Here is a 24,232-nt window from a genome sequence, read left to right as displayed (position 1 = left end):
AGAGGTTCTGTCAGTTGAGCCCGAGCACGTCGAGCATGGAATAGAGGCCCGGCTTCTTGTCGCGCGCCCAGAGTGCCGCCTTGACCGCGCCGCGGGCGAAGATCGAGCGGTCGGTGGCGCTGTGCGACAGGGTCACCAGTTCGCCTTCGCCGGCCAGCATCACCGAATGTTCACCGATGACCGAGCCGCCGCGCAACGTCGCAAAGCCGATCGTGCCGGCGGGCCGCGGGCCGGTATGGCCGTCGCGCACGCGCACGGAATTGTCCGCAAGCTGGATGCCGCGGCCCTTGGCGGCGGCATTGCCGAGCAGAAGTGCTGTGCCGGACGGCGCGTCGACCTTGTGCTTGTGGTGCATTTCCAGCACCTCGATGTCCCAGTCTGCCGGGCCAAGCGCCCGCGCCGCCGTTTCCGTCAGCACGCCGAGCAGGTTGACGCCGAGGCTCATATTGCCGGACTTGACGATGCGGGCATGGCGGGCGGCCGCCTTGATCTTCTCGTCGTCGGCCGGCTGGCAGCCGGTCGTGCCGACGACATGCACGATGCGCGCCTGCGCGGCGAGACCGGCGAATTCGATCGTTGCGGCCGGCGCTGTGAAATCGAGCACGCCTTCCGCCGCGACGAAGGCTTCCAGCGGCTTGTCGGTGATCGGGACGCCGATCGGGCCGAGGCCGGCGATCTCGCCCGCGTCACGGCCGACGAAGGGCGAGTCCTCGCGCTCCACCGCGGCAAAGACTTCCGCGCCCTCGATGGCGTGGATCGTCCGGATCAACGTCTGGCCCATGCGGCCCGCAGCCCCCACGACGACCAGCTTCATTGCAGTGCCGCTCATATCCCTTGTCCGTCCATTCTCTATTTGCCCGTGCTGCCGGCAGGCGCCTGAAGGCTGTTGAGGCGAGCGTAAAGGCCGTTTTCCCGGCCTGCAAGCGCCTCGTGCGTGCCTTCCTCGGCAACCTTGCCGTCCTGCATGACGATGATCTTGTCGGCGCGCACGATGGTCGACAGCCGATGCGCGATGACGACGACGGTGCGCCCGCTCATCGCCTCGTCCAGCGCCTTCTGCACGGCCTGTTCCGACTCGGTATCGAGGGCCGAGGTCGCCTCGTCGAGCAGCAGGATCGGGGCGTTACGCACCAGCGCACGCGCGATCGACAGCCGCTGGCGCTGGCCGCCCGAAAGCGTCACGCCGTTTTCGCCGACGGGCGTGTCGTAGCCGAGCGGCTGGGCGAGGATGAAGTCATGCGCATAGGCGTGGCGCGCGGCTTCCTCGATCTCGCCGTCCGTCGCGTCTGGCCGGCCATAGCGGATATTGTCGCGGATCGTGCCTTCGAAGAGGTAGGGCTGCTGCGAGACATAGGCGATGGCGTTGCGGAGCGACTGCTTGGTGACATGGGCGATGTCCTGCCCGTCGATCAGGATTTCGCCCTCGGCCGGATCGTAGAAACGCGGGATGAGGTTGATGACGGTCGACTTGCCGGCGCCGGACGGGCCGACGAGCGCCGTCGTCCTGCCGCCCTCTGCGGTGAAGCTCACGCCCTTCAGGATCGTCTCGGTCTCCGAATAGCCGAAATGCACGCCGTTGAAGCTGATGGTCGCATCGGAAACGACGAGCGGCCTGGCATCCGCCAGGTCGGCCTGGCGCGGCTTCAGGTCGAGGATCTCGTAGATCATGCGGGCATTGACGACCGCGCGCTCCAGCGAGACCTGCAGGCGGGCGAGGCGTTTTGCCGGGTCGTAGGCCATCAGCAGCGCGGTGACGAAGGAGAAGAAGGCGCCCGGCAGCACGCCGCCATAGATCGAGCGGTAGGCGGCATAGGCGAGCACGCCGGAAATGGCGAAGCCCGCAAAGGTTTCGGTCATCGGTGCGGTGCGTTCCGTCAGCCGCGCGATGCGGTTGGAGCGGCTTTCGGCGCGGTCGATGATGCCCTCGACCTTGGTCTTGAGCTGCGCCTCCATGGTGAAGGCCTTGACGATGGCGATGCCCTGCACCGTCTCCTGCATGGCGCCGAGAACGTGGCTGTTGAGCTCCACGGATTCGCGCGTGGCGCTGCGCAGGCGCTTGGAGACGTAGCGCAGGCCGAGAAGCAGCGGCGGTGCGACGACGAAGACGATCAGCGTCAGCACCCAGTCCTTCGAGATCATCACGCCGATGAGGGCGACGAGCGTCAGGAAGTCGCGCGCCACCGACGTCACCGTCATGTTGAGCACGTCGCGGATGCCGGTGACGTTCTGGCTGATCTGGGCGGCGAGATAGGCCGAGCGCGATTCGTTGAAATAGCCGACGCTGAGCGCCATCAGGTGCGAAAACAGCCGCCGCTGGTAGCGCGCGACGATGTTGTTGCCGATCTTCGACAGGATGACGGCCTGGTAATAGGTGGCAAAGCCGCGCAGCACGAAGGCGATGAAGATGGAGCCGCAGATGAGGGCGACGAGGTCGGCGCGCTTGTTGGCGAAAGCCTCGTTGACGACCGATTCCATGATCCAGGCGGTAAAGCCCGTCGTGCCGGCGACGACCGCAAGGCAGGCGATGGCGATGACATAGCCCCGGACGTGCTCGCGGCCATTCTCGGCAATGATGCGCTTGAGCACGGTGGTGACGGTGTCGGAGCTTATGGGCTGGCGCTGGGTGCGACTCTTATCGGCCAATACACTGACTTTCCTGCACGGTCCTGCGGCGCCGGGAGGAAGCGCTGCACTGGCCGCTCTATAGGGTGTCGGCCTGCCTTTGGCGAGTCCGCGCCGCGCCGAAGCGCGAAGCGCGGCCTCACCTTTTCCAGTGGCGTCCCTCGGTTGCAACACCAAAACGGTCGGGCATGCGCGCGAAGGAGGCAAGGCCGGCAAGGGCCGCGACCGGATGGGTGACCACATAGGTCGGCATCGTCCTCAACAGTTCGCTGTGCGGCGCCTTGTCCTCGAAGGCTGCGCGGAATTCCGGGCCGCGCAACGCCGGCAGGATCTTTTGCGAGATGCCGCCGGCAAGGAACACGCCGCCCTTGGCCATGAAGATCATCGCCATGTCGCCGGCGACCCGGCCGAGATAGGTCGAAAACAGCGAGACGGTCTCGACCGCCGCGCGGTCCTCGTGCGCCAGCGCCTTCGCCGTCACGTCGGCCGGCGTTTCCAGCGGCGCATCGATGCCGTCGGCGGCACAGACCGAGTGGTAGATGTTCATAATACCGCGGCCGCACAGAAGCTGCTCGGCGGAAATGCGGCCTTCGATCGGCTCCAGGAAGGGCCAGATCTGGTAGTCGCGCTCGCTGCGCGGGCCGACATCCACATGGCCGCCTTCGCCGGGAACCGGAAACCAGGTGTGGCGCGCATGAACGAGGCCGGCGACGCCGAGCCCGGTGCCGGGGCCGAGCACGGCGCGCGACGCTGCGGCGCGCTCGACGCCGGGGCCGATTTTCTCCCGTTCGCCGTCGGTCAGCGAGGCGATGGCAAGGGCCTGCGCCTCGAAATCATTGACGAGCAGCACGTCCTCGAAGCCGAGATTGGCGATCATGTCGCGCGGGCGTACCACCCAGGGGCAGTTGGTCAGCGGCACCTCGTCGCCTTCGATCGGCCCGGCGAGCGCCAGGATTGCAGAGCGCGGCTGGACGGAGCTTTTATCGAGAATGCACTGCTGGAGCGCGTCGTCGATATTGGCGAAATCGGCGGTCCGCACGAACGGAAACTGTTTCGGTTCGGCAAAGGCATCGAGCAGCAGCGCGAAACGCGCATTGGTGCCGCCGATATCGCCGACCAGGATGGGGAAGGGGAGGTTCGTCTCGTTGTCGCTCGGCCTTGCCATCAAGCTGTCCCGTTCTCTTTCGCGTGGATGGTCCCGCATTTTGCCTATCGAGGGCAGAGGCTGCCGTCAATCGGTCGCGAAGTCGAGCAGGTTTTCGGCCGTCGCGCGGTTCAGCGCCATCGGAATGTCGTAGACGATGGCAAGCCGCATCAGCGCCTTGACGTCCACGTCATGCGGCATGGGGGTGAGTGGATCGACGAAGAAGATGAGGAGATCGACCTCGCCGGTGGCGATCAGGGCGCCGATCTGCTGGTCGCCGCCGAGCGGCCCGCTCTTCAGCCGCGTCACGTCAAGGCCCGGACAGGCCTCCAGCACCTTGCCGCCCGTCGTGCCGGTGGCGACGATCTTCGCCTTGGACAGCACGGCTTCGTTCTGCCGCGCGAAGGCCGCCATGTCGTCCTTCTTCTCGTCATGCGCGATGAGCGCAATGCATTTCTGGCGCGACATGGGCGTTCCCTGGCGGTTTTAAATCGATTTGAACGCCTTATACAAAAGCGGCGGAACCTTGAAAAGCCCCGCCGTGGAATCGCTTACTGAAACGGCCGCGGGATCGGGATGGGCACGATGGCCGGGAGCGCCGTGTCGGCGGCGATGACCGATTCGATCGAGCGGCCGGCGCTTTCGCCTGCACCGGAGAAGGCGAGCGCCGTCGAGGTGCCGCCATTGCCCTGGTAGGTCACTTCCTGTTCGGACGCCGGCGAAGGACCGGCGAGCACCGTGCGGCAGGCCTTCGGCAAGTCCGACATCTTGACGTACCAGGGTTTGACGGGCTTGGCGTCCTTCTTCGGTTTCGGCTTCGCCCAGGGCTCCTTGGTGAACCACCAGGCAAGCGACGCATCGCAGCCGTCGCCGGCCGGCACGCGGGCCTGCGGCTTGCAGTCGGCCGCCCCTTCCGGGCACTTGATGCGGATGTGGAAGTGCTCGTCATGGCCGTAGATCGGCCGCACCTTGCCGAGCAGCGAGCGGTCGCCCTGCCAGGTCTCGCAGAGCTTCTTCTTGATCGCCGGATTGACGAAGACGCGCTCGACCTGCGGGTAGCTTGCCGCCTTCATGACGAGTTTCGCATGGGTGGAGGTCCAGCGGCGCGAATCGACCGTCAGGAACTTGCTCTTGTCGAGCATGGAGGTGAAGGGCAGGGCGTCGCGCTCGGCGGCGGAAAGCCTGTGGTCGGGCATCGGCGTGAACCAGATGTCGGCATCGAGGCCGACCTGGTGGGAGGCATGGCCCGACAGCATCGGCCCGCCGCGCGGCTGCGAAATATCGCCGAGCAATAGCCCCGGCCAGCCGAGCTTCTGGGCGTCGGCGGAAAACTGCTCGATGAGCGCGATCATTTGCGGATGGCCCCAGCGGCGGTTGCGCGACAGGCGCATGGCCTGCCAGGCCGGCCCGTCCGTCGGGATCGCCACGGCGCCGGCTATGCAGCCCTTGGCATAGGAACCGTAGGGGCTCGCCGTCATCTTCGCCGGCAGGCGCTTGGCCCCAAACAATTCCTTCGCCGGCCGTTCTTCGGCGGCAAGCGGCCCGGCCAGCGCGCTCAGCGCAAGCCCGGCGGCGATCAGGCAGGTCGTCAGTCGGGAAATCAAGGAATGCACGGGCATAATCCGGTCTCAAAAATCGCAATCGTTGCGAAAGGTTAAAGGATCATCCTTTCGCGGAAGTGAATCACTGGCCGGGATTGGGGCGGCAAAAACCGCCGCTTTGATGGCGGGCCTGTCATTTGCCCGGATTTTGCCTATTCTCTCCTGCAAGCTCCGGCAAAACGACTGAAAGGGAATTGGCATGCATTCAGCCTTCGGAAAAATGATGTTCGGCACGGCGCTGGCTTTGTCGCTGGCGGTCGCGACCGGCACGAAGGCGCAGGAAACGAAGGAGCCGGTCTGGCGCACCGGCATTTCGACGATCGGCGAGCTGAAACGCCCGAACGGCTTCGAGCGCTTCGACTATGTCAATGCGGACGCGCCGAAGGGCGGCGAGCTGAAGATGTCGGAAACCGGCACCTTCGACACGTTCAACCCGATCCTTTCCAAGGGCGAGGCGGCGACCGCCGTCACGTCGCTCGTCTTCGATACGCTCTTGAAATCCGCCGAGGACGAGATCACCGCCTCCTACGGTCTGCTCGCCGAGGGCGTCTCCTATCCCGACGATTATTCCTCCGCGACATTCCGGCTGCGTCCCGAAGCGAAATGGGCGGACGGTCAGCCGGTCACGGCGGAAGACGTCATCTTCTCCTTTGAAAAATCGAAAGAGCACAATCCCCTTCTCTCGAACTACTATCGCCATGTGATCTCGGCCGAAAAGACCGGCGAGCGCGACGTGACCTTCCGCTTCGACGAGAAGAACAATCGCGAACTGCCGAACATTCTCGGCCAATTCCCCATCGTGCCGAAGCATTGGTGGGAGGGCCAGGACGCGAAGGGCAACAAGCGCGATATCGCGAACACCACGCTGGAACCGGTGATGGGCTCAGGCCCCTACAAGATCGCCTCTTTCCAGGCCGGCGGCTCGATCCGCTTCGAACTGCGCGACGACTATTGGGGCAAGAACGTCAATGTGAATGTCGGCCAGAACAATTTCGGCTCGATCACCTACACGTTCTTTGGCGACAGGAGCGTCGAGTTCGAAGCCTTCCGCGGTGGCAATGTCGACTTTTTCCGCGACGGCAGTGCCAGCAGTTGGGCCACCCGATACGATTTTCCGGCCGTTAAGGATGGCCGCGTGGTGCGCGAGGAGATCGAGAACCCGCTGCGCGCCGTGGGCATCATGCAAGCCTTCGTGCCGAACCTGCGCCGCGAAAAATTCAAGGACCAGAAGGTGCGGGAGGCGATGAACTACGCCTTCGATTTCGAGGACCTGAACAAAACCCTCGCCTATAACGCCTACCAGCGTGTCGACAGCTATTTCTGGAACACCGAGCTTGCCTCCACGGGCCTGCCCGAAGGCCGTGAAAAGGAGATCCTGGAAGAGCTGAAGGACAAGGTTCCTGCCGCGGTCTTCACCACGCCTTACACGAACCCGGTGAACGGCGACCCGCAAAAGGTCCGCGACAACCTGCGCAAGGCGATCGCGCTCTTCAGGGAGGCCGGTTATGAGCTGAAGAGCAACAAGCTGGTCAATGCCAAGACCGGCGAACCCTTCGCCTTCGAGATCCTCCTGTCCAGCCCGTCCTTCGAGCGCACGGTCGCGCCCTTCGTGGCGAGCCTGAAGAAAATCGGCATCGACGCCCGCATGCGCACGGTCGATGCGTCGCAATATACCAACCGCGTCAGAAGCTTCGACTACGACATGATCTACGGCATCTGGGCGCAGACGCTGGTGCCCGGCAACGAGCAGAGCGACTATTGGGGCTCGGCCTCCGTCGACCAGCAGGGCTCGAAGAACTATGCCGGCATTTCCGACCCGGCGATCGACGACCTGATCCGCAGGATCATCTTCGCGCCGACCCGGGACGAGTTGATTGCGACCACGCGCGCGCTCGACCGGGTGCTTCTGGCGCATCACTATGTCGTGCCGCTGTTCTATTCCAAGGCCCAGCGCATCGCCTACTGGAACCACCTCGTGCGCCCTGCGGAACTGCCCTATTACGGCCTGGGCTTTCCGGATGTCTGGTGGTCGAAAAATGCTGCGAAATGAGCCGGGGCTTGCGCCGTGCGGCGTCCTCGGCTCCATATAGCGACGACGAATCACCGCCGCGGCGAGCGGCGGCAGAACGGAAGGGTTGGGCTTGACCGACGGGATTGCGCCAAAACAAGAAGACCGGCAACAGGCTGTGGCGGGCAATCGCTGATGGGCGCCTATATCCTTCGCCGAATCCTGCTGATGATCCCGACGATCTTCGGCATCATGGCGATCTCCTTTGCCATCGTGCAGTTCGCGCCGGGCGGCCCGGTCGAGCAGGTGATCTCGGACCTCACCAACCAGAGTTCCGGCGACCGCCTTTCCGGCGGAACCGAGATGTCGCAGGAACTCTCGCAGGACAGCGCCTATCGCGGCGCGCGCGGCCTCGATCCGGAATTCATCGCCAAGCTCGAAAAGCAGTTCGGCTTCGACAAGCCGCCGCTCGAACGCTTCTTCACGATGATGTGGGACTATCTGCGCTTCGATTTCGGCGAGAGCTTCTTCCGCAACACATCCGTCATCGATCTCATCGCCCAGAAGATGCCGGTCTCGGTGTCGCTCGGCGTGTGGATCCTCATCTTCTCCTACGCCATCTCCATCCCGCTCGGCATCCACAAGGCGATAAAGGACGGCTCGGCCTTCGACGTCTGGACCTCCGGCATCATCATCATCGGTTACGCGGTGCCGAGCTTCCTCTTCGGCATCCTGCTGATCGTGCTCTTCGCCGGCGGCTCGTTCCTCGACTGGTTCCCGCTGCGCGGCATCGTGTCGGATAATTTCGATACGCTCGCCTGGTGGCAGAAGCCGCTCGATTATCTCTGGCACATGACGCTGCCGCTGATCACGCTGCTGCTCTCGGCCTTCGCAACGACGACGCTGCTGACGAAAAACTCGTTCATCGACGAGATCAAGAAACAATATGTCACGACGGCGCGCGCCAAGGGCCTCAACGAGCGCCAGGTGCTCTACGGCCACGTCTTCCGCAATGCCATGCTGATCATCATCGCGGGCTTTCCCGGCGCCTTCATCTCGGCCTTCTTCACCGGCTCGCTGCTGATCGAATACATCTTCTCGCTCGATGGCCTCGGCCGCCTCGGCTACGATTCCATCGTGCGGCGCGATTATCCGATCGTCTTCGCCACGCTCTTCATCTTTTCGCTGATGGGCCTCGTCGTCAGCCTCATCTCCGACCTCATCTATACCTGGGTCGACCCGCGCATCGATTTCGAGCGGAGGGACGTCTGATGAGCGCCGTCGTCGACGCAAAACAGATCGCGCCACCGCGCAAGGGCCTGCTCAACCCGACCAACCTGCGCCGCTGGGAGAATTTCAAGGCGAACCGCCGCGGCTACTGGTCGCTCTGGATCTTCCTCGTCATCTTCGTCCTGAGCCTGCTTGCCGAGGGCATCGCCAACGACCGGCCGGTCATCGCCTCCTACAAGGGCGAGATCCTCTTCCCCGTGGTCATCGACTATCCGGAAGAAAAATTCGGCGGTTTCCTGGCGGAGACCGACTACCGCTCCGACTTCATCGCGGAGGAGATTAACGCCAATGGCTGGATGATCTGGCCGCCGATCCGCTATTCCTACAACACGACGAATTCCAATATTCCGCATTCCGCGCCGACCAAGCCGTTCTGGCTGATGTCGGAGGCGGAGCGCTGCGCCGGCTATCCGGGCGGTGCCGGCGACCCGAACTGCAACTGGAACAATCTCAACTGGCTCGGCACCGACGACCAGGCGCGCGACGTGCTTGCCCGCGTCATCTACGGCTTCCGCATCTCCGTGCTGTTCGGCTTGGCGCTGACCATCGCGTCGGCCATCGTCGGCGTCACGGCCGGTGCCATCCAGGGCTATTTCGGCGGCTGGACCGACCTTCTGATGCAGCGCGTCATCGAGATCTGGTCATCGATGCCCGTGCTTTACATCCTGCTCATCATCGCCTCGATCCTTCCGCCCGGCTTCTGGATCCTGCTTGCCATCATGCTGCTGTTTTCCTGGACCGGCTTCGTCGGCGTCGTGCGCGCGGAATTCCTGCGCGCCCGCAATTTCGAATATGTGCGCGCCGCGCGTGCGCTCGGCGTCGGCAATGCCACGATCATGTACCGGCACCTGCTGCCGAACGCGATGGTCGCGACCCTCACCTTCCTGCCCTTCATCCTCTCCGGTTCGATCACCACGCTCACCTCGCTCGACTTCCTGGGCCTCGGCATGCCGCCGGGCGCGCCGTCGCTGGGCGAGCTGATCGCGCAGGGCAAGAACAATCTCCAGGCACCCTGGCTTGGCTTCACCGCTTTCGCCGTCATGTCCATCATGCTGTCGCTCCTGATCTTCGTCGGCGAAGCGACGCGCGATGCCTTCGATCCGAGGAAGACCTTCCGGTGAGCGCTCCCGAAACCATCCTGTCCGTCCGCGATCTCTCGGTCGCCTTCCACCAGGGCGGCAACACGTCGCTCGCCGTCGACCGGGTCTCGTTCGACATCCAGCGCGGCGAGGTCGTCGCGCTGGTCGGCGAATCCGGCTCCGGCAAGTCGGTGACCGCGAATTCGATCCTGCGGCTCCTGCCCTATCCTGCCGCCAGCCATCCTTCCGGCGAAATCTTCTTCGGCGGCAAGGACCTGTTGAAGGCGTCGGATGCCACGCTGCGCGACGTGCGCGGCAACGACATCACGATGATCTTCCAGGAGCCGATGACCTCGCTCAATCCGCTGCATTCGATCGAGCGGCAGATCGGCGAGATCCTGGAACTGCACCAGGGCATCGAGGGCGCGGCCGCGCGCACGAAAATCCTCGAACTTCTGAACCAGGTCGGCATCCGCGAGCCGGAAAAGCGGCTTGCCGCCTATCCGCATGAGCTTTCCGGCGGCCAGCGCCAGCGCGTCATGATCGCCATGGCGCTCGCCAATCGGCCGGAACTCCTGATCGCCGACGAGCCGACGACCGCGCTCGACGTCACCGTACAGGCGCAGATCCTGGCGCTCCTGAAAAACCTGAAGGAAGAGCACGGCATGTCCATGCTCTTCATCACCCACGACCTCGGCATCGTGCGCAAGTTCGCCGACCGGGTCTGCGTAATGACAAAGGGCAAGATCGTCGAGACGGGGCCGGTGGAAGAAATCTTCTCCAACCCGCAGCACGCCTATACGCGCCACCTGCTCGCCTCCGAGCCCAAGGGCCAGCCGCGGCCGGCGGACGATGCCCAGCCGATCGTCATGGAAGCCGAGGACGTCAAGGTCTGGTTCCCCATCAAGGCCGGTTTTCTCCGCCGCGTCGTCGATCATGTGAAGGCGGTGGATGGCATCGACCTGAAACTGCGCGCCGGCCACACGCTCGGCGTCGTCGGTGAATCCGGCTCGGGAAAGACAACTTTGGGCCTCGCACTGACGCGGCTGATCTCCTCCCAGGGCCGCATCGCCTTCGTGGGGCAGGACATTGCCGGCCATTCCTTCGGCGAGATGCGGCCTTTGCGCCGCCGCATGCAGATCGTCTTCCAGGATCCCTTCGGGTCGCTCTCTCCACGCATGTCCGTTTCCGATATCGTCGCGGAAGGCCTGAAGATCCACGAGCCATCGCTCTCCGAGGCCGAGCGCGATCATCGTGTTGCCTCCGCACTGGAGGAAACCGGCCTCGACCCGACGACCCGCTGGCGTTATCCGCACGAATTCTCCGGTGGCCAGCGCCAGCGCATCGCGATTGCGCGCGCCATGGTGCTGAAGCCGGAATTCGTCATGCTCGACGAGCCGACCTCCGCACTCGACATGAGCGTGCAGGCGCAGGTGGTGGAACTCCTGCGTGACCTCCAGGTGAAGCACAATCTCGCCTATCTCTTCATCAGCCACGACCTGAAGGTCGTGCGTGCGCTCGCCAACGACATCATCGTCATGCGGGCCGGGCGCGTGGTCGAAAAGGGGCCGGCGAAGGATATTATCGAACGGCCGAGCGAGGCCTATACCAAGGCACTGATGGCCGCCGCCTTCGATCTGGAAGCCATCCGCGCCGACAGCATCCGCCAGTAGTAGACATAAAGAGAAATGCCATGAAAAGCCCGGTCATCATCGATCTGAAATTCGACCAGGAGCAGGTTGCGGCCGCGCTCAAGGGCGCCTTTGCCGACCGGGAGGTGATCAACCTGTTGCACCCCGGCAGCCGCAAGCGCGACCTCTCCGGCATCGATTATGCCGTGGTCTGGAGGCCGGGTGCCGATCTCTTTTCGCGCGCGAAGGACCTCAAGGTCGTGTTCTCCGGCGGCGCCGGCGTGGACCATGTGCTGACGCTGCCCGGCCTGCCGGACGTGCCGCTGGTGCGCTTCGTCGACGATACGCTGACGACGCGCATGAGCGAGTGGGTGGTGCTGCAGTGCCTGCTGCATCTGCGCCAGCATCAGGCCTATGAGGCGCAGCGGCAGAAGCGCGTCTGGCGCGAACTCGTGCAGCCGGAAGCCAAAGAACTGACCGTCGGCATCATGGGTTTTGGCGTGCTCGGGCAGGATGCGGCGGCGAAGCTGAATACGCTTGGCTTCAACGTCATCGGCTGGTCGCGCAGCCGCAAGCAGGTGGATGGTTTCGAGACCTTCGATGCGAGCGGTCTCAATGCCTTTCTCGCCAAGACCGATATTCTCGTCGGCCTGCTGCCGCTGACGCCGGACACGAAGGGCATTTTCAACACCGGCCTCTTCACCCGCCTCAGCCGCAAGGGTCCCCTCGGTGCGCCGGTCTTCATCAATGCCGGCCGCGGCGGCAGCCAGGTGGAGGCGGATATCGTCGCCAGCATCAATGACGGCACGCTGCGCGGCGCCTCGCTCGATGTGTTCGAGACGGAGCCGCTGCCGCTCGAAAGCCCGCTCTGGTCGATGGACAAGGTGGTCATCACGCCGCACGCTGCGGCAGCCTCCGACGTCGCCGCGCTCTTCCGCCATGTGGCCGGACAGATCGAGCGGCTCGAAAGCGGCAAGCCGCTGGAGCATCTCGTCGATCGTAGCGCGGGGTATTGAAGCTCTAAGGCCGGCGGTAGCCGGTCGGCTGCTGGTAGAGCCAGCCGATGCGCTCAATTGCCGCGTCCAGCCCTTCGCGCGCGACGGTCATCGTGTGGCCGTTGGCGTGCAGGATGGTCTTGTCGTCTTCCATGATCGCCACATGGCCTTTCCAGAAGACCAGGTCGCCGCGCGTAAGGTCCGCGCGCTCGATCGGTGTGCCGAGGCCGGCAGCCTGCATATCGGAATCGCGCGGTGCCGTGCGGCCGGTCATCATCATCGCAAGCTGCACGAGGGCCGAGCAGTCGAGCCCGAAACCGGAGCGCCCGCCCCAGAGATAGGGCGTTTCGAGGAAACGGGCGGCGATGGACACATAGTCGTCGCCCGCCGTCTCGCCGACGGCCAGGCAATGGCCGGCCACGACGGACTGACCGCCCGCTAGCGTGAGATAGCGTGTACCGCGCGTCTCGCTTTCGCCGACAACCGTTAGCCGGCTTCCGATCGACAGCGCAAAGGCTGCAGGCGTCTTCAGGTCGGGGCCGGAATAGGCGAAGCTGCGCGGCACGGCGACGATATGGGTCGCAGCCTGTTCATCCTCGACAAGTGCTGCTTCTGGCAGATAGCCGACATAGCCGTCGAAATCCGACTTCACCCAGGCCCAGCCATCCGCCCGGTCGAGCACGCGAACGTCCTCGCCGAACAGCAGTTGCGTATCGATGCCGGCAGCGAGGTCCGGCCGGGGCCGGAGTGCTGCGACCGGATCGGCGATCCGCGCCGGCGTCCCCGCCACATAACGTTCCGCCGCGACGGTGCCGCGCAGCGCCTCCTCGGCGAGGTCGAGGCGATAGGCATTCAGGCGGCGGTCGGGAAGGGTGGTCATGGTCGTCTCACAGGGTTTGCGCACGGCCCCGGGCGATGATCAGGTCGCCCAGGCGTTCGAGATAGAGCGCGCCGTCGACGGTGCGCTTGATGACGACGTTGCGGCGGTCGCGGTCGTCGCGCATGCGGGTGACGAGGCCGAGCTCGCCCATCGTGTCGAGGGCGCGGGTGATCACCGGCTTGGTCACGCCGAGTTTCGCCGCGAGCCCCCGCACCGTATGCGGCGGCGGCACGAGGTAGATTTCCAGCAGGATTGCGAGCTGGCGCAACGTCAGGTCGCGCCCGTCCTGATGCACCTGCTGCAGCGTCACCTCGTGCCAGAGGCCGAGCGCCTGCGTTGGGGTCAGATCTACCGGCACGGCTCCTCCGGATGCGAGCGGATTTTCGTTACGCTACCGTATCGTTCCCCCGAAGGAAAGTCTTCCTCTCAAGCGGTCGCCTTGCGCAGGTGGTGGTAGAGCGCGCGGATCGCCTGCGCCTCGCCGCCGACGGGCGAATGCGGCCGCTCGGCCTGCGCCCAGCCGTAAATGTCGAAATGCGCCCAGCGCTTGTTGCGGGTGACGAAGCGTTTCAGGAACAGCGCCGCGGTGATCGAGCCCGCCATGCCGCCGGAAGGGGCATTGGTGAGATCGGCGATGCGGGCGGAAACATCCTTGTCGTAGCCCATGTAGAGCGGCATGCGCCACATCGGGTCGTCGACCGTCAGGCTCGCCTCGGTGATGTCGTGGGCAAGGTCGCCGTCGTCGGTGAAGAAGGGCGGCAGGTCCGGGCCGAGCGCCACGCGGGCGGCCCCCGTCAGCGTCGCCATGTCGATGACGAGGTCGGCCTCCTCCTCGTCCGCATAGGCAAGCGCATCGGCAAGGATGAGGCGGCCCTCGGCGTCGGTATTGTCGATCTGCACGGTCAGGCCCTTGCGGCTCTTGTAGATGTCGCCGGGGCGGAAGGCATTGGCTGAGATCGAGTTTTCGACGACCGGCAGCAGCACGCGCAGATCCACCTTCAACTTGGCATCCATGATCATCAGCGCAAGGCCCATCACGTTTGCCGCGCCGCCCATGTCCTTCTTCATTAGCAGCATCGAGGAGGCGGGCTTGATGTCGAGGCCGCCGGTATCGAAGCATACGCCCTTGCCGACGAGCGTCACGCGCTTGTGGCCCTTCTTGCCCCAGCGCAGTTCGAGGAGCCGCGGCGCCTGCGCCGAGGCGCGGCCGACGGTATGGATGAGCGGGAAGTTCTCCTTCAGCAGGTCTTCGCCCGTGATGACCGAGACCTTCGCCTTGTAATGCGCGCCGAGCGCCCGGAAGACGTCTTCCATCGCGTCCGGCCCCATGTCGTTGGTGGGGGTGTTGATGAGGTCGCGGGCGAGGAAGACACCGGCGAGCTGGCGCTTGATGTCGGTGGCGTCGGCGTCGCTGGGGATGAGCAGGGTCGGCGCTTCGGAGGCGGAGGCCTTGTAGCGCTCGAAGCGATAGCTGCCGAGGCCGTAGCCGAGCGCCAGGCGATTGGCCGTCAGCGGCGCGGTCTCGATATGCCAGTCGCCGGCGGGAAGCGCGCGGGCGAGCTTGCCCGTCAGGAACGGCGCGTCGGAGGGGTTGCGGCCGAGGCCGAACAGGGCGCCGCCGAGATGCCCGTCGGCGGTCGGCACCATCAGGAGCGCGCCGGACTCCGCTTTGAAGCCGGCCTTCTTCGCCCAGTCGAGCGCGATCGGGTCGATCGTTCCGGTCTCGATATGGGCCGGGGTGATCGCAAAGATCGGCAGGGTCTTCCCGTTCTTCGTGTTGAAGGGAGAGGGCCGGTCGATGAACTGGAAGGGGGCCATGGCGAAACCTTTGAAGAGAGCCGAGAGAATCGGCCAATTAACACTCTGTTAGGGTTAACAGATTATTGCTGGAGCGAAGATTGCGGCGTGATTCCTTAACCGCCGTGACATGCGGAAATCGCTTCGGGGACTTAATCATGGCCGCTTGCCTCACGCGTTCATCCTTCTATTCGGGGCTCCTCAAGGGTGCAGCACTTCTGACCATCGCCGTCGCGGTGGCCGGCTGCGCGGGCAAGAGCAACCTCACCACCGGCTCCATTCCGAAAATGTCGAAGCCGGTTTCCGAGATGAACACGACGGAACTGCGCGGCGCCGCCGACAGCTACGGCCGGGCCTACGAGAAGAACCCGAAGGACCGCACCGTCGGCATGAACTATGCCAATGTGCTGCGCATGAACGGGCGCAACGACCAGGCGCTCGCCGTCATGCAGCAGGTCGCCATCAGCAATCCCAACGACCGCGAGGTGCTCGCAGCCTATGGCAAGGCGCAGGCCGCGGCCGGCCAGCTCGAACAGGCGCTGAACACCATCATGCGTGCCCAGACACCGGACCGGCCGGACTGGAAGCTGAAATCCGCGGAAGGCGCGATCCTCGACCAGCTCGGCCGCGCGGGCGACGCCCGCCAGCGTTACCGCGAGGCGCTCGATCTCAACCCGAACGAGCCCTCGGTGCTGTCCAATCTCGGCATGTCCTACCTCTTGGCAAAGGACCTGAAGACCGCCGAGACCTATCTGCATTCCGCGGCCTCACAGCCCGGCGCCGACAGCAGCGTTCGCCAGAACCTGGCCCTCGCCGTCGGCCTACAGGGCCGCTTCCAGGAGGCGGAAAACATCGCGCGCCGCGAGCTGACCTCCGAACAGGCCGAGGCGAACGTTGCCTATCTCCGCTCCATGCTGACCCAGCAGAACGCGTGGAAGAAACTCGCCTCCGACGACAGCGGCAATACCAACTAACCAGAGCCTCCCTCCCAAGGACGACTCCGCCCCGGCCGAAATTTTCGACCGGGGCGTTTTTTATCGTGTCCAGGTTTGTGCTTAGAAGCGGTCGGCGACCTGGATGCCGGCGGGGCCGAGGATGACGGCGATCAGCACCGGCAGGAAGAACAGGATCATCGGCACGGTCAGCTTCGGCGGCAGGGCGGCGGCCTTCTTTTCCGCCTCGTTCATGCGCTGGTCGCGGCATTCCTGGGCGAGAACGCGCAGCGCCTGGGCCAGCGGCGTGCCATAGCGCTCGGCCTGGATGAGCGCCTGCGTCACCGATTTCACGGTGTCGAGGCCCGTTCGCATGCCAAGGTTTTCGTAAGCAGCGCGGCGCTCCTGGAGGAAGGAAAGTTCCGCCGTGGTCAGCACCAGTTCCTCGGCGAGTTCCGGCGAGGCCATGGCGATTTCGTCGGCCACGCGCTTGAAGGCGACTTCGATGGAAATACCGGATTCGACGCAGATCAGCATGAGGTCGAGTGCATCCGGCCAGGCCCGCCGGATCGATTTCTGCCGCTTCGTCACTTTGTTGGAGATGACGATGTTCGGCATGTAAAAGCCGATATAGGCGATGACGATCGTTGCCAGAATGCGCATCGGCAGCGGTTTGTCGCCGAGATAACCAAGATAGAAGATGTAGAAGGCGCCGAGCGCGCCAAAGACGAACGGCAGCACGAAACGGGCGAAGAGGAAGATGTTGAGCGCGTTCTGCGAGCGGTAGCCGGCCTGGCGCAGTCGGTTCATCGTGTTGGCGTCGACCAGCGCCTCGCGAAGGTTCAGCCGGTCGACGACGTTGCGAACGGAGGTGTTGTGCTGCGCGCGCAGCGATGCCTTGTTCTGCGGGGAGTCCGCGTTCATGCGGGCGCGTTCGCGCGCCCGCATCTGCTCGCGCTCCAGCGCAACCGACTTCATGCGCTTGTCGAGGTCGCCGCGGTCGAGATAGGGCACGGCGAGCGTATAGAAGGTCGCCAGCACCGCGATCATCACGAAGGCTGGCAGCAGGACATTAGGGTCGGTAAGAGTTTCGACGATGGACATGACCCTGGCCCCTAGATGTCGAAGTTGATCATGTTGCGCATCACGAGGATGCCGATGGACATCCAGACGCCGGAGACGCCGAGAATGAGGTGGCCGCGCGAATCCTGGAACAGGATCATGATGTAGTCGGGCGAGGTCAGGTAGACGAGGAAGGCGACGATGAACGGCAGGGCGCCGATGATGGCAGCCGATGCCTTGGCTTCCATCGACAGCGCATTGACCTTGGCCTTCATCTTGCGCCGTTCGCGCAGGACGCGCGACAGGTTGCCGAGCGCCTCGGAGAGGTTGCCGCCGGCCTGGCTCTGGATCGCGATGACGATGGCGAAGAAGTTGACCTCCTGCAGCGGGATGTTGGTGAACATGCGCGCGCAGGCTTCCGGCACATTGAGGCCGACCTGCTGGGCCTCGACGAGGCGGCGAAATTCGGTGCGCACCGGCTCCTGGCCCTCGGAGGCGATCAGGCGCAGAGCGTCCGTCAGCGGCAGGCCGGATTTGATCGAGCGCGTCATCACGTCGAGCGAGTTCGGGAACTCCTCGAGGAACTTGTTCAGCCGCCGCTTGACGAGGAAGCCTACAATCCAGCGCGGCAGGCCGGCTGAGCCGATGAAGGCGGCACCGAGGCTGACGATGAGGCCGGAGCCTGCGAGGAGGACGAGCAGGAAAACGAAAAGGCCGAAGGCAGCGCTGATCATGTAGAATTGCGAGATGGTAATCGAAAGCCCGGCCTGTACCAGCTTCGCCTTGAGCGTGGCCGCAACGCGCTTGGTCTGTTCCTGCTGTTTCTTCTCCAGGTCCTTCAGCGAATCCTGCACCGACTTGCGGCGTTTGGACAGTTCCTGCAAGCGGTCGCGGGAGGCCTTGGCCTTGCCCTGGTCCGTCTCGGCCGCCTGCACCCGGCGCACGCGGCTTTCCGTCTTCCTCTCGGTTTCGATGCGCGAGAAGAGCAGGCCATAGGCGAGGCCGGCGGTGGAGAGCGCCGCCAGCGCGAAGATCGCCACGATGGTGATATCCAGTCCGAACATCGGCGCCCCTTACGGCTTTTCCATCGCGTCGAGCGTTGCCGCCAGGCGCTTGTCCTCGTTGAAATAGCGGGCGCGGTCCCAGAAATGCGGCTTGCCGATGCCCGTGCCCGTATGTTTGCCGATGATGCGGCCGTTGGCATCTTCGCCCTGCATCTCGAAGCGCATCAGGTCCTGCGTGACGATGACGTCGCCTTCCATGCCCACCACCTCGGTGATGTGGGTGATGCGGCGCGAGCCGTCGCGCAGGCGCGAGGCCTGGATGATGACGTCGATCGAGCCGGCGATGATTTCGCGGACCGTCTTGGCGGGCAGCGTGTAGCCGCCCATGGCGATCATCGATTCCATACGGCTGAGGCACTCGCGCGGCGTGTTGGCGTGGATCGTGCCCATCGAGCCGTCGTGGCCGGTGTTCATCGCCTGCAAGAGGTCGAACACCTCCGGTCCGCGCACTTCGCCGACGATAATGCGTTCTGGCCGCATACGCAGGCAGTTCTTGATGAGATCGCGCATGGTGATCTCGCCTTCGCCTTCGATGTTCGGCGGGCGGGTTTCGAGGCGCACGACATGCGGCTGCTGCAGCTGGAGTTCGGCCGAGTCTTCGCAGGTGATGACGCGCTCGTCCCGGTCGATATAGTTCGTCAGGCAGTTGAGCAGTGTCGTCTTGCCCGAGCCCGTGCCGCCGGAAATGACGAGGTTGCAGCGCACGCGGCCGATGATCTGGAGAAGAGCTGCGCCCTCGGGCGTGATCGAGCCGAACTTGACCAACTGGTCGAGCGTCAGCTTGTCCTTCTTGAACTTGCGGATGGTGAGCGCGGTGCCGTCGATGGCGAGCGGCGGGGCGATGACGTTGACGCGCGAGCCGTCCGGCAGGCGCGCGTCGCAGATCGGGCTCGATTCGTCGACGCGGCGGCCGACCTGGCTGACGATGCGCTGGCAGATCGACAGAAGCTGGGCATTGTCGCGGAAGCGGATCTCCGATTCCTGCACCTTGCCGCCCACTTCGATATAGGTCTTGCCCGCGCCGTTCACCATGATGTCGGCGATGTCGTCGCGTGCGAGCAACGGCTCCAGCGGTCCGTAGCCGAGCACGTCGTTGCAGATGTCGTCGAGCAGTTCTTCCTGCTCGGAGATCGACATCGCGAAGTTCTTGATCGTGATGATGTCGTTGACGATGTCGCGGATTTCCTCGCGCGCGCTCTCGGTATCGAGCTTGGCGAGCTGCGACAGGTCGATCGTGTCGATGAGCGCGGAGAAGACCTGGCTCTTCGTGTCGTAATAATCTTCCGTGCGCGGCGTGCGGCGGCGTCCGGTCGCGGCCTGCGCGGGCGCCATGACCGGCGGCGGGGCCGGTTCGAAGACGGGCTGGGGAGCGGCCGTGACAGGACGCTCCGCCGTCATGGTCGTGGCGGAAGCCGGGACGGCATGGGTCGTCTGGGCCGCCGTGCCGCTCTTGCCTGTACCTTCATTGCCGCGTCTGCCGAACATGCCACTTCATCCAGTCTGTTGCGCCGCCCCTTGGGGTCTGCCTTGGCTTACTTGCGGCCGAGCAGGCCGAGCATCTTGCCGAGGCCGGCCTTCTTGGGTTTCTTGATCGTCGCGCGTCCCGTCACGATATGGGCGATCTGCGAGAAGGTTTCCGCCGTAGGCGATTTGCGATCCATCTCGGCGATCATGCGGCCGCTGTTGGAGGCCGTGCCGAAAAGCTGCGCATCGAAGGGGATGATCGCGATCGGCTGCATGCCGAGCGGCTCGCAAAAATCGGCAGGCGCGATTTCCGGGCGTTTCGGCAGGCCGACCTGGTTGAGGATCAGGTGGGGCGGCTTGTCGTTCGGCCTCAGCTTCTTCAAGGCGTCGAGCATGTTCTTCGCGTTGCGCAGGTTCGCAAGGTCCGGCACGGCGGTGATGATCAGCTCGTCGACCTCCGACAGCAGCGCGCGGGTCCATTCCGACCAGGCATGCGGCACGTCGAGGATGGTCACCGGGGCGCTGCGCTGCAACACTTCGATGATCGGCTGGAAGGAGCCGCGTTCGAGATCATAGGCACGGTCGAGCATGGAGGGGGCCGCGAGCAGCGACAGGCGCTCCGAGCACTTGGTCAGCAGGCGGTCGAGGAACACCTCGTCGAGCCGGTCCGGCGCGTAGATCGCCTCGGAAATACCCTGCGGCGGATCCTGGTCGAAGTCGATATTGGCGGTGCCGTACGGAAGGTCGAGGTCGGCGAGGATGACTTCCGTCTGGAACAGGCTGGAAATGTCGAAGGCGCAATTGTGCGCGATCGTCGAGGAGCCGGAACCGCCCTTGGCGCCGATGAAGGCGATCGTGCGGCCGAGCGGCTCGGAATCGGGATCGACGAAGATCGCCGACATGGCGTTCAGGATGTCGGCCATGCCGACGGGGCCGACCATATATTCGGAAATGCCGTTGCGAATAAGGTCGCGATAGAGCGGGATGTCGTTGTAATTGCCGACGATGATGACCTTGGTGCTCGGGTCGCAGACCTCGGCGAGCGGCGCAAGCTCGTCCATGATGCCGCGCGGCTCGGTCGATGTTTCGAGGATCAGCAGGTTCGGCGTCGGCGCGGAGGCGAACATGTTGGCGGCGGCCGCGATGCTGGCGCTGGAGACGCGCAGGCTCACCTTGGAGAGGCGCCGGTCCTGGGCGCAGCGCTCCATGGTGCGCAGCATCGCCTCGCTTTCGCAGAAGGCGTGCACCGAGATGCGGGGCAGCGAACGCACGGCCTCGAGTTCGGAGGGCCGAACCGTCTCTTCAGCCTCGGCGCCTGCGACGTGCTCAATGGTGTAATCTGCTGGGTTCATCGTCATGCCCGTTCCTGGTGTCCGGTTGACCGGATGAAGGGTTGTCTCTTGTCGGTGGCCGTTCCACTGTCGTTAGTCCGCGCTGCTTTCTCCGGCGCGATAGTCCTGGATGACCACGTAACGCTGCTCGGCGTCGATCGGGGTCATGCCGCGCGGCTGGAGAAGATCCATCGGGTTCGCGATCTGGGCGGCAAGGTTGGCTTGCGAGGCGCAGCCGAAATTATGGTAGTTGCGGTTTTCCATCGTGTTAACGACGAGATCTTCCGGCCATTCACCGCAGGGGCCAGCCTTGGCCGTGATGGCGAAGAAGGCGAGGCGGATTGGCGCGGACGATCCGTAGCCGCTGGCATCGTAACGCGTCTCGATCAGCTGGTCGCGTTTCAAGCCGGCGCCGACGAGGGTCGCGCGGATATCCTTGCGCAAGTGGTCGGCCGTGGCCGCGTTAGCCGATCCGGCCGGCAGCATGATCTGCACGGCGCTGCGCGACTTGGCGAGATGGTCGGCGGCGAAACCGCGGATGTTGTCACGCATGGCAACCGTCAGCGCCCGGTCGCCGGTGGCGATCGGAATGTCCATGGTCTGCGCGGTCTCAGACAGCACGATCGGATGGCGCGTGCGGTAGTCGTCCGGGATCGACCCCGTCGTGGACCGGTCCGGGCGCGCACCGCAGCCGGAAAGGGCCGCGGCCGAGAGAATGAGGGTCGCTGCAAGCGCAGCGCGCATCGGCTTGTGCATGGTGCGGTTCCTTGCGGGAAGTCGGATCTGGCTATTGTTGTCGCGCATCTTCCGTCCCGTCACTTGTAGATGAAGCCGATGGAGCCGTGGTAGTTGCCCGAGGGCATCGCCTCTTCCTTGCGGCCGTAGATCTTGTTCACCTTGCCGAGGAAGAAGCTCGCCGCGTCGTTGGTCGCGTTGAAATTGTCATCCGGACGCGAGAGTGCGTTGCGCGCGACGGGCCGCACGAGATAGGGCGTCGCGATGATGACCATTTCCGTCTCGTTGCGCACGAAATCCTTCGAGCGGAACAGGGTGCCGAAGATCGGAATCTTCGAGAGACCCGGCAGACCCGAAACCGCTTGGCGGATATCGTCCTTGACGAGACCGGCGATGACGATGGAGCCGCCCGACGGCAGTTCGACGCTGGTGGAAGCCTCGCGGCGGCGGATGCCGAGCACGGTCAGGCCGGGAATGTTGCTGTTGGCGATGGATGTCGCAGACCCTTCAAAGGTCGGTTCCGACACCTCGGTCTCAATCTTCAGGCTGATGCGGCCAGGCGACAGCACGACAGGGCGGAAGTTTAGACGGATGCCGTATTCGACCTGATCGATGGTGCGACCGACCGTCGCTTTGCCGGTTTCTTCGTCGACGTCGATCGATTGTTCGGTCGGAAGGCGGAACTCGCCGCCGACATAGAATCTCGCCTCCTCGCCGGAAATGGCCGTGAGGCTTGGTTCGGCAAGCGTGCGCATGACGCCGGCCTGTTCCATGGCACTCATGCTGCCAGCAAGCGACAGGCCGCCAAGCGTGCCGCTGGCAACGCCGTTGGAGACCCAGTCGGCCGCGCCGCCGAGATTGGTCGGGTTGCGGAACGATATGCCGCCGTTCGATCCCTGAACGGAGCCGTTGAAGCCGAGCTGCTTCAGCACCTGGCGGCTGACTTCCGCCACGGTGATCTTCAGCGTGACCTGGTCCTCGCCATCGATCTTCAGCATGTTGACGACCTGCGAGCTGCGGCGCGCTTCGCCGAAGATCGCGGAATCGCCGTTATTGCCCTGGGAGACGATCGTGCGGGTCGTGGCCTCGCCGCCCTTCAGGAAGATTTCCGCAAGACGCGTCGCCTGGGCGGCATCCTGCGGCGTGCGCACTGTGCCGTTCAGCACGATATTGTCCGAGATGATCTCGACTTCGATGTCGGAGTCGGGGATGAAGCGGCGCAGGTTCGCCTGCAGGCCGTCAATGTCGCGCTCGACATTCAGGTCGATGCTGACGATCTCCTCGCCACCCGGCCCAAAGATAAAGATGTTGGTCTGGCCGACTTCCTTGCCGAAGAGATAGATGCGGCGCGACGTGCGGGTGACGGCGTCAGCCTTGACTGGATCCGCGACAAGGATGTCGTGCGCGTCGGTCGGCAGATCGACGACGATTGCCTTGTTGAGGCCAAGCTTTACAGACTTGCGGGCACCGGGGCCGCTGCTGGTAATGCGGATGACCGACGCGGTCGATGCTTGCGCGGTCGCGACGCCCGCGCCCTCGAGGCCCGGCATACCGGAAAACGCCAGGCAGAAACTCAGTCCACCCGCGACGGAAGCTCGAAAAGTTTTTGCGATTCCAAACACGGTCAGCTCCTGGTCACTTCTGTGTCGCGGGCGAACCGCCATTGACGATTTCACCGGTCTTGATCACCTGGATGATCGGCATGCCGTCGCCGCCGCTGAGCAGGTAGTCGGCCGCACCTGTATCGGGCTCCTGGGCGTCCGCCACGCTGCGCAGCGCCAGCGACAGGCGCTCTGCCATCTGCTGGGCGACGGCAATCACCTTGGTCTGGTCCGGGGTGAGTTCGAGTGTAGCGGTGGTGCCGATGGCGGCCTTCGAGCCGTCCTCGTTTTCCTGGATCTGCTGGTCGATGGCAAGCACGCGCACGTTCGCCAGCACGGTCTCGGTGATGTACGAGCCCTCGGCGCTCTTGCGCACCATGATCACGTCGACGCGGTCGTTCGGCAGGATGAAACCGCCTGCACCCGTTGCCACAGAAATTTCTGTTGCGACGGCGCGCTTACCGGAGGGAAGCAGCGACGACATGATGCGATTGCTCGAGTCGGCGATCTTTTCCTGGCGGATCGGTTCACCATTGAACACCGGCAGGCGCACGACCGCGCCGTTGAGCGTCTCCATCGCGTCGGGCCGGTTCTGGTCGGTGATGAATCCTTCGACCACCGAGCTTTCCGGCCATGCCGTCCACGCGAGTATTTCCGGATTAAGGCGCGCGCCGACAGGCAGGCTTTCCTTGGCCACAAGCACGTTGATCGTCGGCTCGCGCTCGACGACGGCCTCGGGCAGGGCGGGCGTGCCGCCGCCGGCGATCTGCAAGGCCAGGAGGCCTGCGACGCCGGCCGAAACGACGGCCACTGCCAGAATGATGATTCGCGCCGGTCTCATGTGGATTCCCTGGGGCTGCGGACAGTTCTATCCGCCCACATTGACCGGCAATGGTATAATTATGGTTAATAGCTGCCTTACGGCTATGGTTAACGACGGGTTGACGCCGCCATCTGCCGCAACGGCTTCGCCCCGGGCGTTTCAACCCGGGGTGG

21 protein-coding genes are annotated in these 24,232 nt (G+C 64.4%); 6 read left to right on the top strand and 15 right to left on the bottom strand.

Annotated features, from left to right (window positions below):
• Positions 1-10 precede the first annotated feature (10 nt).
• From dapB to mepA, 5 genes are all read right to left on the bottom strand, one after another.
• The gene (gene dapB / locus J2Y63_RS16025) at positions 11-829 is read right to left on the bottom strand and encodes a 4-hydroxy-tetrahydrodipicolinate reductase (protein ID WP_435266887.1); all 819 of its coding nucleotides are present in this window, start codon (positions 827-829) and stop codon (positions 11-13) included.
• A gap of 20 nt (positions 830-849) precedes the next feature.
• On the bottom strand, positions 850-2,643 hold the full coding sequence (locus tag J2Y63_RS16020) for an ABC transporter ATP-binding protein (protein WP_435266886.1): 1,794 nt from the start codon (positions 2,641-2,643) through the stop codon (positions 850-852).
• Between the two features lie 118 nt (positions 2,644-2,761).
• Positions 2,762-3,787, bottom strand: coding sequence for a glucokinase (locus J2Y63_RS16015; RefSeq protein WP_435266885.1), 1,026 nt, complete (start codon positions 3,785-3,787; stop codon positions 2,762-2,764).
• Between the two features lie 66 nt (positions 3,788-3,853).
• Positions 3,854-4,234 (bottom strand): methylglyoxal synthase, encoded by a 381-nt coding sequence (locus J2Y63_RS16010; RefSeq protein WP_435266884.1) that lies wholly within the window; start codon positions 4,232-4,234, stop codon positions 3,854-3,856.
• Positions 4,235-4,317: 83 nt separating this feature from the next.
• Positions 4,318-5,385 carry a penicillin-insensitive murein endopeptidase gene (gene mepA, locus J2Y63_RS16005; protein WP_435266883.1) on the bottom strand — a complete coding sequence of 356 codons (1,068 nt, stop codon included), beginning with the start codon at positions 5,383-5,385 and terminating at the stop codon, positions 4,318-4,320.
• A 181-nt stretch (positions 5,386-5,566) separates the two neighbouring features.
• Between mepA and J2Y63_RS16000 the strand changes: the two genes are divergently transcribed.
• From J2Y63_RS16000 to J2Y63_RS15980, 5 genes are all read left to right on the top strand, one after another.
• Complete coding sequence (locus J2Y63_RS16000; RefSeq protein ID WP_435266882.1) at positions 5,567-7,417, top strand: extracellular solute-binding protein; 1,851 nt, start codon at positions 5,567-5,569, stop codon at positions 7,415-7,417.
• Between the two features lie 153 nt (positions 7,418-7,570).
• Complete coding sequence (locus tag J2Y63_RS15995; RefSeq protein ID WP_256118324.1) at positions 7,571-8,647, top strand: microcin C ABC transporter permease YejB; 1,077 nt, start codon at positions 7,571-7,573, stop codon at positions 8,645-8,647.
• Positions 8,647-9,786: an ABC transporter permease gene (locus tag J2Y63_RS15990; RefSeq protein WP_435266881.1), complete on the top strand. Its 1,140-nt coding sequence runs from the start codon at positions 8,647-8,649 to the stop codon at positions 9,784-9,786. Before J2Y63_RS15995 ends, J2Y63_RS15990 begins: the two co-directional genes overlap by 1 nt.
• Positions 9,783-11,417, top strand: a complete 1,635-nt coding sequence (locus tag J2Y63_RS15985) for an ABC transporter ATP-binding protein (protein WP_435266880.1) — start codon at positions 9,783-9,785, stop codon at positions 11,415-11,417. Before J2Y63_RS15990 ends, J2Y63_RS15985 begins: the two co-directional genes overlap by 4 nt.
• Before the next feature lie 20 nt (positions 11,418-11,437).
• Positions 11,438-12,391 carry a 2-hydroxyacid dehydrogenase gene (locus J2Y63_RS15980; protein WP_435266879.1) on the top strand — a complete coding sequence of 318 codons (954 nt, stop codon included), beginning with the start codon at positions 11,438-11,440 and terminating at the stop codon, positions 12,389-12,391.
• Positions 12,392-12,395: 4 nt separating this feature from the next.
• Here the strand turns inward: J2Y63_RS15980 and J2Y63_RS15975 are convergent, their stop codons facing one another.
• The 3 genes from J2Y63_RS15975 to J2Y63_RS15965 form a co-directional block, all read right to left on the bottom strand.
• Positions 12,396-13,250 carry an NlpC/P60 family protein gene (locus J2Y63_RS15975; RefSeq protein ID WP_435266878.1) on the bottom strand — a complete coding sequence of 285 codons (855 nt, stop codon included), beginning with the start codon at positions 13,248-13,250 and terminating at the stop codon, positions 12,396-12,398.
• Between the two features lie 7 nt (positions 13,251-13,257).
• Positions 13,258-13,608, bottom strand: a complete 351-nt coding sequence (locus J2Y63_RS15970) for a MarR family transcriptional regulator (RefSeq protein WP_319322882.1) — start codon at positions 13,606-13,608, stop codon at positions 13,258-13,260.
• Between the two features lie 68 nt (positions 13,609-13,676).
• Positions 13,677-15,068: a leucyl aminopeptidase family protein gene (locus J2Y63_RS15965; protein ID WP_435266877.1), complete on the bottom strand. Its 1,392-nt coding sequence runs from the start codon at positions 15,066-15,068 to the stop codon at positions 13,677-13,679.
• 137 nt (positions 15,069-15,205) lie between these two features.
• On the opposite strand from J2Y63_RS15965, the gene J2Y63_RS15960 reads away from it, so the two are divergent.
• A complete protein-coding gene (locus J2Y63_RS15960) occupies positions 15,206-16,021 on the top strand; it encodes a tetratricopeptide repeat protein (RefSeq protein ID WP_435266876.1) in 816 nt (271 codons plus the stop codon).
• A gap of 81 nt (positions 16,022-16,102) precedes the next feature.
• Here the strand turns inward: J2Y63_RS15960 and J2Y63_RS15955 are convergent, their stop codons facing one another.
• The 7 genes from J2Y63_RS15955 to cpaB form a co-directional block, all read right to left on the bottom strand.
• A complete protein-coding gene (locus J2Y63_RS15955) occupies positions 16,103-17,083 on the bottom strand; it encodes a type II secretion system F family protein (protein ID WP_256118316.1) in 981 nt (326 codons plus the stop codon).
• Positions 17,084-17,094: 11 nt separating this feature from the next.
• The gene (locus tag J2Y63_RS15950; protein ID WP_435266875.1) at positions 17,095-18,105 is read right to left on the bottom strand and encodes a type II secretion system F family protein; all 1,011 of its coding nucleotides are present in this window, start codon (positions 18,103-18,105) and stop codon (positions 17,095-17,097) included.
• Positions 18,106-18,114: 9 nt separating this feature from the next.
• Complete coding sequence (locus J2Y63_RS15945) at positions 18,115-19,590, bottom strand: CpaF family protein (RefSeq protein WP_435266874.1); 1,476 nt, start codon at positions 19,588-19,590, stop codon at positions 18,115-18,117.
• 47 nt (positions 19,591-19,637) lie between these two features.
• Positions 19,638-20,921 carry an AAA family ATPase gene (locus J2Y63_RS15940; RefSeq protein ID WP_435266954.1) on the bottom strand — a complete coding sequence of 428 codons (1,284 nt, stop codon included), beginning with the start codon at positions 20,919-20,921 and terminating at the stop codon, positions 19,638-19,640.
• Positions 20,922-20,993: 72 nt separating this feature from the next.
• Positions 20,994-21,704 (bottom strand): CpaD family pilus assembly protein, encoded by a 711-nt coding sequence (locus tag J2Y63_RS15935; protein WP_435266873.1) that lies wholly within the window; start codon positions 21,702-21,704, stop codon positions 20,994-20,996.
• 11 nt (positions 21,705-21,715) lie between these two features.
• Positions 21,716-23,299, bottom strand: coding sequence for a type II and III secretion system protein family protein (locus J2Y63_RS15930; RefSeq protein WP_305111659.1), 1,584 nt, complete (start codon positions 23,297-23,299; stop codon positions 21,716-21,718).
• Complete coding sequence (cpaB, locus tag J2Y63_RS15925; protein WP_256118312.1) at positions 23,271-24,077, bottom strand: Flp pilus assembly protein CpaB; 807 nt, start codon at positions 24,075-24,077, stop codon at positions 23,271-23,273. Before cpaB ends, J2Y63_RS15930 begins: the two co-directional genes overlap by 29 nt.
• Positions 24,078-24,232: the final 155 nt, after the last annotated feature.

The organism is Shinella sp. BE166 (assembly GCF_051201095.1).
GTDB classification, from domain to species: Bacteria; Pseudomonadota; Alphaproteobacteria; order Rhizobiales; family Rhizobiaceae; genus Shinella; species Shinella lacus.
The sequence above is the reverse complement of the archived record's forward strand: the minus strand, read 5'-3'. Positions and strand labels throughout refer to the sequence as shown.